The following is an 11,872-nucleotide window of genomic DNA, read 5'->3' as shown; positions in this document are numbered from 1 at the left end:
AGGTGCGAAACCCCGCAAGGGAAAGAAGCAGAAACCTAAATCGTGAGGTTTGGGAATCACCGTCCGTTTACGGCGGTGAGGATGTCAAAGAAACGCTTGCGGACTTTTTCCGGGGAGATCAGCAAGCAGTCTTCTCCGTAGGGGAGAATTTCGCGGAAAAACCAGAAGCTACTCGTTACCTGTCGGGTAATCTGCCGGACAAGGGGATCGATCGAGATCAATTCGTTGGCAATATCGATAGCGGTTTTGGTCCGGTACGATCGAGCTAATCCATCGAACAGGTGAAACTCGGCCGAGACGCTATCAAGCTGACTGCGCCACTTGCCCTTAGGGATCGGGGTAATTAAGGAATCGTTGGGGATTCGATCGATCCGCAAACTCCAATTATGGTGTAGTTCGGAAATATCTTGATTTCCCTCGGTTTCCTCGCACCAGCAGTCGAGATATAGCCGCTCCTCGTGACGATTGATAGCGGCATGGTAAAGATGGAATTGCCAGAGTCGATCGCCCGCATCCTGATAGGATAACTGAAACGGTTGTTGTCGGAGAATACAGCGATCGAGTTCCAGCCGCCATGGTGGGGGAGGATTATCGAGGCGGTCTTCTAGCTCTTTCCGTAAGGGGCCTGACAGTTCGCTCCGTTCTAATAGTAGTTTAGTTAGTTCCAGGGCGATGGGGATTTGTCCAGCATCAATGAGAGAATCGATCGCCTGTTGGAGCATCTGCAAGCGAGCGGGCTTCCAGTCGTGATTAGGGGCAATTTTAAGCTTATTCTGGGCAATTTCTTTGATTAACTTCGATATATTCGGTTTATCTCCCCAAAATAGCCCGAATTCACTGGCAAGGATTTCTAGGGCTTGTTTTTCTTTTTCACTGACCGATAAAGTGATTGATTGTCCTATCCGGCTCATAGTTTATAAGTGTACGGACACTTTTTCTGGTATTTAGTTGCTCTTTGCTTCCTCTGCATTTGATAATAGACATAGACAGACGCTACGGACATCGATCGATATATCCATCGGATTCTCGCCATTTTTTTTTGATAGAGGCTAAATATGAATAGGCTAGTAGAAAAAATTACGGCTATTGTCGAAAAACTACCGAATTTAAAACTATTAATTCTCTTCGGTTCTAGAGCGCGTGGAGAGCATAGACCTGATAGCGATTGGGATTTCGCTGTTTTATACGGGGAAAGAAGTGATCGCAAGGATATTTCGAGTCTGTTGAAAATTTATACACTGCTCGAACAAGCTTTCGAGATTCCCGATGACAAAATTGATGTGGTTGATTTAAAAGAATGTTCGCCGATCCTCGCTCATTATGTCGCGCGGGATGGTCAACTTCTATACGAACGGGAAACGGGACTATTCGAGGTATTTAAAGAAAAATTTCTTATGAATCCTGAAGAATCGAAAGCGTTATACCGTCAATTACGGAATAATCTAGAGATTTCTCTACGAGAAAAAGGAGTGTAAATCCTATTCAACCTCTGATCGCAATAGACGAATTAAACCTCATGAATCGATACCTCGCCGGGTAGTGATCCGATAGTAGTGGTGAGCTACCTTGCTTATCTAGCCTGAGTTGTGTAGAATATTGACTAATAAAAATAATTACCTGATAAATGTAAAAAATTTGCTTTTTATGATTCAAGAATTTGCTTTTTATGATTGCTTTTTCTATCAAAATCTTCTCTTGAATTATTAAATCTTGGTTGGATGGCGATGAAGATTTAGAACATAATCTTCTAACAAAAGATTCACCAGCTTCAATATTTCTTTGTCCTAAATGTGGTTCTTGCCATACCATCAAAAATGGTTCTACACATAATGGCAAACCCAAACGTAAGTGTAAAGATTGTGGTCGCCAGTTGGTGAGCAATCCCACTAATAAAACCGTCTCTGACGAAACCAAACAATTAATTGATAAACTCTTGCTCGAACGAATTTCCTTACGAGGAATTGCTAGAGTAACTGGAGTAAGTTGGTCATGGTTACAAAATTATGTCAACAATAAAATTGCGTCTGTCCCACGTCAAGTAAAGGTTTCGGAAAAATCAAAAAGCAAATTGGTCAGAGAATGTGATGAGATGTGGTCTTTGGTTTTTTCTAAGACGATAAAGGTGTATATTTGGCTGGCAATTGATAGAAAAACAAGGGAAATTATTGGTTGCTATTTAGGAGATAGGAGTCGTCAATCAGCCAAAAAACCTTGGATCCAGTTTACCAGGTGTTTACCGACAATGTGCTGTTACTTACACAGATTTTTGGGAGTTCTATAAGACAGTAATTCCGAGTAAACGTCATCGAGCCGTGGGGAAAGAATTGAAAGATTAAATAATACCTTTCGACAAAGGATTTCTCGGCTGGTGAGAGAGAGTCTATCTTTCTCTAAAAAAATGGAGAATCACGTTGGCGCTGTTTGGTATTTTATCCATGACTACAATGCACAGCAAAGCAAAGGATTAAGCCTCCATCACTACTACCGAATCACCACCGAAAACGGAATCAAGAGAACTTTCCCGTGCATATTTTTCGGACTTTAGGCGCTAGATTTATTGGAGGTTTCCTTAATTTGTACCCGGTAACAGGATATCAGAAATTCTCTTAATCCCTCATACAGCAAAGGTTATGTCCTTTTGTCAAAGGGGAAGTCCAGATATAACCGATCCTCGTGAACAGCGATCGCAAATTTTACCCCGATTTGTACTGTTGGCAAAGATCTAATAACATTTGTTTGATCCGGTTGCGTAATGACTCTGGTGTAAGTACAATACAGCGATTCCCGTAGGGTAAAATCTCCCGGATAAACCAAAAAGGACTAGAAACCTTACGGGTTATAATTCTCTTTCCGTTTACCTCTCGGTCGTCGATATCCCTTGTCTTCCTTTCATAAGCCTTCACGAGATCTTTTTCTAACTGTAATTGTACTTCTATAAAATCGAGACTGTCTCGCCATGGTTCTTCGATCGGGATCAGGCTTTGAATACGAGAGAATTTAAGACAGCGATTGTGAACAAGCTCGGGAAAGTCTCGCTGATCTTCTTCTGGCAGGTCGACCGTTTCCTCACACCAGATCTCCAGATAGAATTCTTTTTCCCGAAACATGATCTCGGCAGAGCGAACGGTAAATTCTAGGGTCTGTCCCTGAGAATTTTTGTACATTACCCGAAAAGCTTGCCGGTCATGGATATAGCGCTCCACTGTCAGCCGCCAATCGCGATCATACTGACTCACCTGTTCGGAAATCTCCCGACGCTCTTGAGGGGAGAGATTTCCCCTCTCTAAAAGAAAATTAGAAAGAGTCTGGGCCGGTTCGATGTGACCCGATCGCACCAGACGGTCGATCGCTTTCTTGATCGCTTCGACCCGCTTTGCCGAGAGGGTAAAAGGTTCACCGATCTCCAGTTCCCCTTCGGCGATGGCGGCGATCAGACCCGATGGACTAGGACTTTTCCCCCAAAAGATGTTAAAACGTCGGGCGATCGCTTCTAGCTTCTCCTTCGTGCCGGGAGGAATTGACAGTGTAATTGTTTCTTTTTTGCGATTCACCTTAAAAATATACTTGCAATTTTAGAATATTTGCGCTATACTACCTATACTGTAATGATAAATGAGCGCAAAAAGCTATGGTAAGAGGAAATGAGGGGGATATACCACTGACAATGGTTCTGCGTCCGTGTAACCTTTTGTCGGGAACTCGGAAAATATTGATCAGCATGGTGTCACCGCCACATCGTTGTGGGGAGTTCAGGCGATCTAAAACGGCAGATATCTGGGGTGAACAAAAGTAGACAGAGTAGCATGGACAACCTCATAGACAAAGATCGCATATTGCCCTGTCTGGCTTCTATCCCTAATAGGGATTCGATGAAAAGGCTAAACAGTAGCCTCACTACTTGTGACGTTTCAATCCCGCTTAGTATCAGGGGTTCAGTAATCGATCATCTTACCATGATATGCTTAAGAGAATGATTTGCTTTTATAGCCTCACACTTGTTACGACGTGAACAGTGAGCTATATTAAAAGAAGCCGTTTGGAGTCGGCTATCTATACAATTAAACTTTTCTGCCTTGCATTATAGCAAAGCTGACTCCAGATGGATACCCATGTCAATAAAACGGAGGTCAGTAATGGCTAATTTGGACGATATTTATCAGCAAATCGAGCATCTTCTGCACCAAATCGAGCGTCTTTGGCGCGAGATCGAAGAACTTAAACAGTCTCCAGTCTTGGATTCTGAAGGCGAAGTCAGAATTTACGCTGATTTAACCTAGAATCCCAGCAATAACGCCTCTAGAGAGCGGAAGTAGGCACTTTTCAGCCTACTCCCTCAAAATAAGAAATCAAGGAAGGACAGCACTATGTCGATTAAACAACTTTCACTTTTCGAGAATGTTCCTCCAGAGCAAGATACAAAAGCGGTTACGACTCTGGAAGAGATTAATGATCTCGACATTATTATCTTATTGAGTGCTTTGGCCGCGAATGCGATCCCTCAAACCGACTCGACATTAATTTCCGCTTTAGCTAACGATCCCAGAGCGATAGCGATCGCCCAAACCTTCGATCGTCCTAAATTGGTTAGACAGTTACGACTTTCTCAACCTCAAAAAGAAAGCGAGTTCATTAAACCCACGTTTAAGGGAAATCAAGTTTTTTATCGAGAACGAGAGATAGGTAGGATACAGCTTGTGTACAAATCACCGTCACCGGGAGAGCTACAGGCAAAATTAACTCATGAAAGCACGATTGATCGGTTTTTAGAGTTTTTGCAGAAAAAATATCAGATTGTTTCCCTGCATGAAAGTAATTACCATGTGCAGATTTTTATTCCACAAACTCAACAATCGAATAATATTGAGGAACTTTGGATAGAATTTATCGAGAAAGTTATTTTTTCTATCTATGGAGACTTTCAATATCAGCTATCAGGGTTAATGCAAACTTTTATGACAATGCTAAAAAGTGTTACATTAGCGGGACGAGGTTTTAGCACCCTAGAAATTCCGATCATTACTAGAGATCAAGCCAAGGTGTTAGCCGCTTTATATTTAGCCGTTTTCGAGCAAGTCAATGATCGCCAAAATCAGCGCCAGAAAAAGATTGATCTGCTAATTAAAGCGATTGAATCTGGAGAACTTAGCTTGAAGGATTTAAAATCCACGCAAAAGGAGCTAGAAGATAAACAAGAAATGCAAGCTAAAGAGTTTAAAAAATACAGAGATTATTTTCAGAAAGTTTTGTCTAAATTATTAGATGAGCAACGAGCTATTTATCATGAGATAAGAACCCTTGATGAGCAACTGAAAAAAACTGGTTTGTCAAAAGCTCAAGTTAGCAAATTACAGAAGCAAAAGGATAAAATAGAGTCACAAATTATTTTTCATGAAGGATCGATCGAGGAGAAGCGGAGACTTTTAGAAGAATCGGATGGAAATCCGTTTGAGTTTATAAAAAAACAAAAACAAACCGATCTATTGAAGCCAATTCAAGCGATCGCTAAATCTTTTAACAAAACAGCCACAGAACAAATTAACTCGACTCGTGGCGATATTTTCACTCAATGTATATTAGAGATGTATCGTTTGTTAGAAAATCCAAAACTCGAAACCATTCCAGAACCGCTTTTAACGATTGGCCCAAAAACTTTAGCAGCAAGGACAGCGGGAGACGATGGTAAAGATTTTTGTTACTCTTGCGGAGTAACTTTAGATGCTAAAACTGCGCGGTGGAGAGTAGCTAGATTTATGTTCGAGCGACCGTCTCAACGTCGTCAATCATCCTCTAGTGAAGATAGACCTTTCATTTGCTCTTCTTGTTCTGTATTATCGTTTGCCTCACCCTTAAAAGTAACGGATGATAGTATTATCTTACGACTCAAGCCTATTCGAGAAAAATCTGGCTATGATGATAGAGTTAGATTATATAATCTAAAAGAATACTTGAGAGGATTAACTACTGGTGAACTAGATGTTACTGCGGGAAAATATATTATTTTAAATTCTCAAAAAGATAAAACTAACAATGGTGATATCGCTTCTCAAAAATTAGGATTAAAGCAGTACGCTTTAGCCAAGATTGCTTCTAAACTTCCTTTAGAGGTTCTATCGGATTGGGAAATCGATTTATATTTACAAAAAAGTACACCAGATAAGCTAGAGCGAAGACAACTAATTTTGCTTAAAGGAATAATGGAGGGATATAATCAAAACATCATTATTAAAGATGCTAAAACCCAGGAACAAAAAAATGAACAAAAAATAAATCTTAAACTTAAAGATGCTAAAACCCAGCAACAAAAAAATGAACAAAAAATAAATCTTAAACTAGGAGACGCTATTCGTTATGTACAACAAGATATGCCTTACTTGGCGGAATTTATTGTATCTGGAGTTCCCGACTACAATCTCAAATTTGAAAACAAGATATGGTTAGAGAGTATTCGAGAACTCTACTGGAAACAAATCAATGAAGACGTGAGAAATCAAAAACGATCAAAAGGAGTTTATTCTATGTCAGAAACAACAATGTCTAAAAGAGCTAAAATCTATGAAGATGTAGCTGCATTAACAGGCTTACTTTATCCCTTTATAGAATGGGCTGAATTTCTTATAAAAAAGGATAAAGAGATGGAAGAAAAACGGAAGCAAGGAAAAAAAGAACAAGATAATTTAGATGAAAAAACTATCGATAAAATCAAAAAAGAAGTTGCCAGAGAAATTAGCAAAATCATTGAAAATGTAAAGGATGAGCATTTTTTCACCTACTATGCCTCTATTGGAGATCAAGACCGTACTAAAATCAAAGCCACTCTCAAGCGAGATAGAGACACATATTTTATTTACGATCAAGCCAGAAAATTAATTTTTGAAAAGCTTAAAATTTCCGAGGATATAGAAGTAAAAAAAGATGGTGTCGCATCGTTAAATCTTACTCTTGACGATATTAAAAATGCTTATACTTATTTTGCAAATGATCCTCTATATACGGATAAACAAGGAGATAAAAACTGGAGGGAATTCACTTATCGATTAAAACTTTCTCTTTATACGCGTTTTCCTGAATTGGTTCGTAAACTTTCATCTAAAGGAGATAAATAACGATGGCTACCGAATCTAAAGTGACGACTGGACTACCTAAGACTGATGCTAATAAACCTAGATTGCATTTTGATATTTATGCCATTCTCGAAGGCTCTCAAGAGCTTTATTTAGGACATGAAGTACAGGTTAATGTTAACTTAGTTGAAATTGTTAAACTGAGTACAAAAGATGGTAAAGAAATTGAAAAATGTTATATTTCTCCGACTAAAAGGCGCGGAGTTGAACGACGTTGTTTACTGTGGTCTCCTGTGAAAAGTGGAGAGCTGCTAGGAGATAAGCAAAAATGCGGAATTCCCAAAACCTGTGCTGAACCCACTTGTCCGATTTGTGCTACATTTGGCGCACTCGATCCAGGAAAACGGACTTTAATCGGTCGGGTAACTCATGGTGGAGGTGTTGCCATACAAGAGATTTACCCGGTCGAAAAACAACGAGCAATGCACCCCGCTTTATTGGTCAATCGAAATGATGAAACTCCCACACCTTTTAGACGAGAATACAATCAACCCGGCATTCTCTATCCCGTTTATAACCATGCTCTGAGTATCACCGATCAAGACTTTTCAGCTGTCGCTTATGCTTTCTTGGATTCATTACCTCGCATAGGTTCAGGAAATCCTAAAGGAATTGCTATTGCGGAAACGGACGATCGTACCCCGCTTCTGGTTTTGGATAGATATTTATCTCCTAGAGGGAAGCGTCCAATCGTTTCTCCCTCGGAAACCGACCCGCAAAAGGCGATCAATGATTTCCTTTATTTGGCACTGTATCCTGAAACTAATTTTACTAATCATATTCAAGAAGCGCACTTCGATCGCTGGATAGGCAATGAAGCGTTAGCCAAATTACAAGAATACTCCGCAATATTCGTCGATACGGTTTTACAAGCATAAATCATGTATTGCCTGACCTTTAAGATTATCCCAACGGCGGCCATGACATTTCGCATACTGCCTGGATCGATTCTCAATATCGCCACCTATCCCTTCGTCCCACCGACTACTTTTTCTGGGTTTCTCCGACGGATAGTAATGTTAAGCGAGGGATTAGATATCCCTGAAACCAGCATTAACAAGGAAAATCCGCCTTATTTCACCCTACCTCGTCAGTATGTAGCGTTAGGAGCCTATCCAGTCCTAGATAAATGGTCTGGAGTCCATCGTACTCATCGCAAAGGAACTCGATCGTTTAACCATGATGTTTTTTCTAGACTATACATTGATGGCGATCGAGAAAACTTTCAGTTACATACTTGGGAATATTTTATCGCTGAGGAGTTAATCGGCTATGTTGTCAGTGAATCTGAGTCTAGTCTAGAGGCATTTTCTAACCTACGAGGAGTCGGATGTAAAATTGGTAAGGAAGGATTTGCGGTGATTGACGAGGTATCTGAACCTATACGACTCCAAAGAAAGATTCTTTCCGCTCACCCGTCAACTATTGTTCCAATGGAAGCTTTAATACAGCGAAATCCCTTAATTAATCGTTGTGATATTTATAATCTCTATCGTTATGAATGGTCAGCAGATCAGACACAAGATGAGGATAAGGGATTGTTCGACATAGAGCGATCGCCTATTAATGGTTTTATTCCTTTTGTTGCCGCTTACTATCCCGAAAAAGCCAATCATTTACCCACTTTAGATTTCTATACGGATGGAAATCTTCAGATTCCTGTAGCACTCGTGGAACTTTTACAAGGAGAATCAATTAATGTCTAAATCTAACCCTAAACCTTTTTTCAAATTCGGCCGCGTGTTTTTTCCAGGCGAACCTACAATTGCTCCTGATAAAATTCTTTTTCAACCCCTGGGTAATCATGTAGGTAATGTTAGACAATTAGCCAGAAAATGGCAAGATGACAACTTTTCTTTAGAACGAGTTATTGAAGGAATCAATTTACACGACAAAGCTAAACCACAAACCTTCAAAATTCTCGTTGAAACTAATAAACAGGTAGAGTTTACAAAATATACTTATTCATTTAAAGGGCATCGATTTAAAGTAGATAAACCACAAAATCTTTGGGTGCAAGCTCTAGCGAGAGGACATCATGACTATTCAACTAAGGAAATTATCAAGGATACCTATCAATTAAAAAAAGCTCCTGAATATCAGAAGATTTTCTCTAAAGACCCCTTACAATACGCCAAAGAACTTTATATTTTGGAAATGTGCGATCAAATTGAAGCGGAATTAGCTTGTCGTGTTATTGGAGACGACGAACAGGCAAAATCTCGCACATTTATGGATTTTACAATAACTAAAGGTATATCCGAAGATAGCAAACACCGTGTTTTTTATCTCGATCCCTATCCTTTTAAAGAACCAACTATCACTTTAAATTTTCGTTCGTGGACATATAATTTATCAGAGGAGGATAAAAATCAACTCCAACAATTACACGAAAATGGAAAAGATAAGGAATTAGGAAGTAAATTGAATACTCTTGTTAAAGAGTGGTGGAAACAAAACGAACATAATATCAATGAAGACCCAGCAATTACTGCCATTATCAAGCCTTATAATTCAAAAACTAAACCGATTCCAGAAAAATCAAAAAATGCAATTTTTTGGTATAAAGAATTAGCGAATTTTCAACCTAATCCAATGCAGGAAGAAGTCTTTCAAACAATGGTTGAAACTCAACATCCAGCTTTTATCCTTAAAGCTCCTACAGGAGTGGGAAAATTTGAAGCGATTATTATTCCCTTTTTAGCTATGCTATCTACAAAAGAAGATAGACATCGCCTGATTATACCCCTACCTGCACGAAGTTTGTTAGAAGATCAAAAACAGAGATGTGAGAAATATTTAAAACAATTTTCACTCTTATACAAGGGACGTGAAGTGTCTTTGGTGATAGATACGGGAACCGAAATGAATCGATATGTTTATCTAGATGGAGAAGTTAAACCTAGCAATAATTCTCGAAGACATTTATACAAAGGAGATATTATTTTAACAACGATTGATAAATTTATATATCGATACTTTGGCTATGGTGATAAGCAAAAATCATTCATCTTTCCCTATCGAATTCACCATGGTAATACACTGATTTGTTTTGATGAAGCTCATACCTATGATGATATTTCGTTTACTAACTTTTGCAGTTTGGTTAAAGCTTTGTATGAAGCAGGACGCTCGCTTGTTTTAATGACGGCAACTTTATCACAAAATCATCTGGAAAGATTAGATTATCTTGCGGATAACGTGATCGATTACATTGATGTTCAGGACAATCTAGAGAAGCTAAATAATTTTTACAAGCAAATTTTGAAGCAAGACTATTCTAATTTGAAACAGTTTAAGTGGGTTAATGATATTGCTTATGATCTAACAAATTCGAGAAATTTTCAACAAAAATTGATCTCGATCGCCCTTGAAGAATGGCACTCTAATCCAAGTCATCGGATCATCGTTTCCGTGGAAACTGTTAAAGATGCGATAGAGATTTATGAAAACATCAAAAGCGAATTAAATATTAAGTCTAAAGAACAAAATGATTTTTTATTTCTTTATCACGGTCGTTTGTCAGATATTCCCAAAACTTCACATTATTCTCGAACAGAGCTTTATCAAAGATTAAAAGAAAGAGATGAAAAAGACCAAGCTTATATTCTGGTTACTACCAGTGCGATCGAAGTTGGCTGTGATTTAAATAGTACCAGATTGATTACTCAAATGTGTAACCCAGAAAGTTTAATTCAACGAGCGGGACGTTGCAATCGAAAAGGTGATGTTGAAGATGCAAAAATTATCGTCGTTGGCAATAATATTCCAGAATTTGTCAATACCTTGAGCGAGACAGAGCTAGAAGATTATCAAACAACCCTTAATGACTTGCACGCTCAAAACTTCGATCCGAAACCGATCCTGAATTGTGTTTCTACAAAACAGACAATTGATGATTATCGAGTCGTTGAGCTTTTTTCCATGTTGCAAGACTATGTTTATAATGCCGATCTCACTTGTCAATCTGCTCATGAAAAAGGATTGGTAATTACCCGTAGCTGGACTCCATCCGTTACCTTGGTATATGATGACGGTAAGCAGGGTGATAGTTTAGAAAAAATTGTCAAAGAATCTCCTCAAATTCAAGTTCCGATTGATCGTTTGATTCTGAAAAAAAATGATGAAGGCAACTATATAAATCAGTATGCTAATGTGGATGTTTACGAATGGATTTACGACAAGGAAGAAACTCGATATAAATTAGAACCATTAAAATATTGGGGATGTGCATACAGTAAAGATATGGTGATCAAAGTCCGTGCAGTTCAGGAGGGAGCCATATATGATTCTTTTGAGCCTTATTCTTATGATCATGAATTAGGGTTTAAAGACTTGCCTGGAGTTTTTATTAAATGGAGATCAAATGGCTATCAAGAAAGACTTCAGTATAACCCCACAAAAGATAGATCAGTAGTGATTAACTACACTAAGGCTCTAACACAAGATTGATTTTTATCTTGTGCGGGATATGTTCACTACACTAGAAACTATATACTATGACTCTTATCTCTTCTAAATCCCTCACATTACCAGAATTTCTATCGTTACCCGATGGCGATATTACCTATGAATTAGTCGATGGAGAAGCGATCCCGAAAATGTCACCGAAATTCTTTCATTCTCGTTTAACTCTGGCTTTATCTTCTATACTCGATCACTGGAATCAAGGACGGGGAGAAGTGGGAATCGAATGGGCGATCGTCCTAAGCAAAAACGATCGAGATTGGTGTCCCGTTCCCGATCTCCTC

At 38.9% G+C, this 11,872-nt stretch carries 9 protein-coding genes and 1 pseudogene; 8 read left to right on the top strand and 2 right to left on the bottom strand.

The annotated features are described in order from the left end of the window. Positions 1-56 precede the first annotated feature (56 nt). Complete coding sequence (locus BGL89_RS05050) at positions 57-911, bottom strand: WYL domain-containing protein (RefSeq protein ID WP_286824742.1); 855 nt, start codon at positions 909-911, stop codon at positions 57-59. Positions 912-1,055: 144 nt separating this feature from the next. Between BGL89_RS05050 and mntA the strand changes: the two genes are divergently transcribed. After that, positions 1,056-1,475 carry a type VII toxin-antitoxin system MntA family adenylyltransferase antitoxin gene (gene mntA / locus BGL89_RS05045; RefSeq protein ID WP_286824741.1) on the top strand — a complete coding sequence of 140 codons (420 nt, stop codon included), beginning with the start codon at positions 1,056-1,058 and terminating at the stop codon, positions 1,473-1,475. Positions 1,476-1,771: 296 nt separating this feature from the next. Next, positions 1,772-2,449 (top strand): annotated as a pseudogene (locus tag BGL89_RS05040) (IS1 family transposase); the annotation flags it as partial. A gap of 244 nt (positions 2,450-2,693) precedes the next feature. Here the strand turns inward: BGL89_RS05040 and BGL89_RS05035 are convergent. Beyond that, positions 2,694-3,551, bottom strand: a complete 858-nt coding sequence (locus BGL89_RS05035) for a WYL domain-containing protein (RefSeq protein ID WP_286824740.1) — start codon at positions 3,549-3,551, stop codon at positions 2,694-2,696. 582 nt (positions 3,552-4,133) lie between these two features. On the opposite strand from BGL89_RS05035, the gene BGL89_RS05030 reads away from it, so the two are divergent. The 6 genes from BGL89_RS05030 to BGL89_RS05005 all read left to right on the top strand — a co-directional run. Further along, entirely contained in the window at positions 4,134-4,277 is a 144-nt protein-coding gene (locus BGL89_RS05030; protein ID WP_286824739.1) for a hypothetical protein, read from the top strand. 87 nt (positions 4,278-4,364) lie between these two features. Further along, positions 4,365-7,103 (top strand): hypothetical protein, encoded by a 2,739-nt coding sequence (locus BGL89_RS05025; RefSeq protein ID WP_286824738.1) that lies wholly within the window; start codon positions 4,365-4,367, stop codon positions 7,101-7,103. Positions 7,104-7,105: 2 nt separating this feature from the next. Continuing rightward, positions 7,106-7,999, top strand: coding sequence for a hypothetical protein (locus BGL89_RS05020; RefSeq protein WP_286824737.1), 894 nt, complete (start codon positions 7,106-7,108; stop codon positions 7,997-7,999). Between the two features lie 42 nt (positions 8,000-8,041). Next, positions 8,042-8,827 (top strand): hypothetical protein, encoded by a 786-nt coding sequence (locus tag BGL89_RS05015; RefSeq protein WP_286824736.1) that lies wholly within the window; start codon positions 8,042-8,044, stop codon positions 8,825-8,827. Beyond that, positions 8,820-11,573: a CRISPR-associated helicase Cas3' gene (cas3, locus tag BGL89_RS05010; RefSeq protein ID WP_286824735.1), complete on the top strand. Its 2,754-nt coding sequence runs from the start codon at positions 8,820-8,822 to the stop codon at positions 11,571-11,573. The genes BGL89_RS05015 and cas3 overlap by 8 nt, the downstream gene beginning before the upstream one ends. Positions 11,574-11,620: 47 nt before the next feature. Continuing rightward, on the top strand, positions 11,621-11,872 hold a 252-nt coding region (locus BGL89_RS05005; protein ID WP_286824734.1), incomplete at its 3' end, for a Uma2 family endonuclease.

Source organism: Microcystis sp. LSC13-02 (assembly GCA_002282935.1).
Lineage (GTDB): Bacteria > Cyanobacteriota > Cyanobacteriia > Cyanobacteriales > Microcystaceae > Microcystis.
Note: the sequence above shows the minus strand (reverse complement) of the source record. Positions and strands in the feature narration are given on the sequence as shown.

Bases quoted from the DNA above. Each gene is read 5' to 3' on its own strand.
- BGL89_RS05050 (WP_286824742.1), bottom strand. From the start codon at position 911: ATGAGCCGGATAGGACAATCAATCACTTTATCGGTCAGTGAAAAAGAA.
- BGL89_RS05020 (WP_286824737.1), top strand. From the start codon at position 7,106: ATGGCTACCGAATCTAAAGTGACGACTGGACTACCTAAGACTGATGCT.
- BGL89_RS05015 (WP_286824736.1), top strand. From the start codon at position 8,042: ATGACATTTCGCATACTGCCTGGATCGATTCTCAATATCGCCACCTAT.
- mntA (WP_286824741.1), top strand. From the start codon at position 1,056: ATGAATAGGCTAGTAGAAAAAATTACGGCTATTGTCGAAAAACTACCG.
- BGL89_RS05030 (WP_286824739.1), top strand. From the start codon at position 4,134: ATGGCTAATTTGGACGATATTTATCAGCAAATCGAGCATCTTCTGCAC.
- BGL89_RS05025 (WP_286824738.1), top strand. From the start codon at position 4,365: ATGTCGATTAAACAACTTTCACTTTTCGAGAATGTTCCTCCAGAGCAA.
- cas3 (WP_286824735.1), top strand. From the start codon at position 8,820: ATGTCTAAATCTAACCCTAAACCTTTTTTCAAATTCGGCCGCGTGTTT.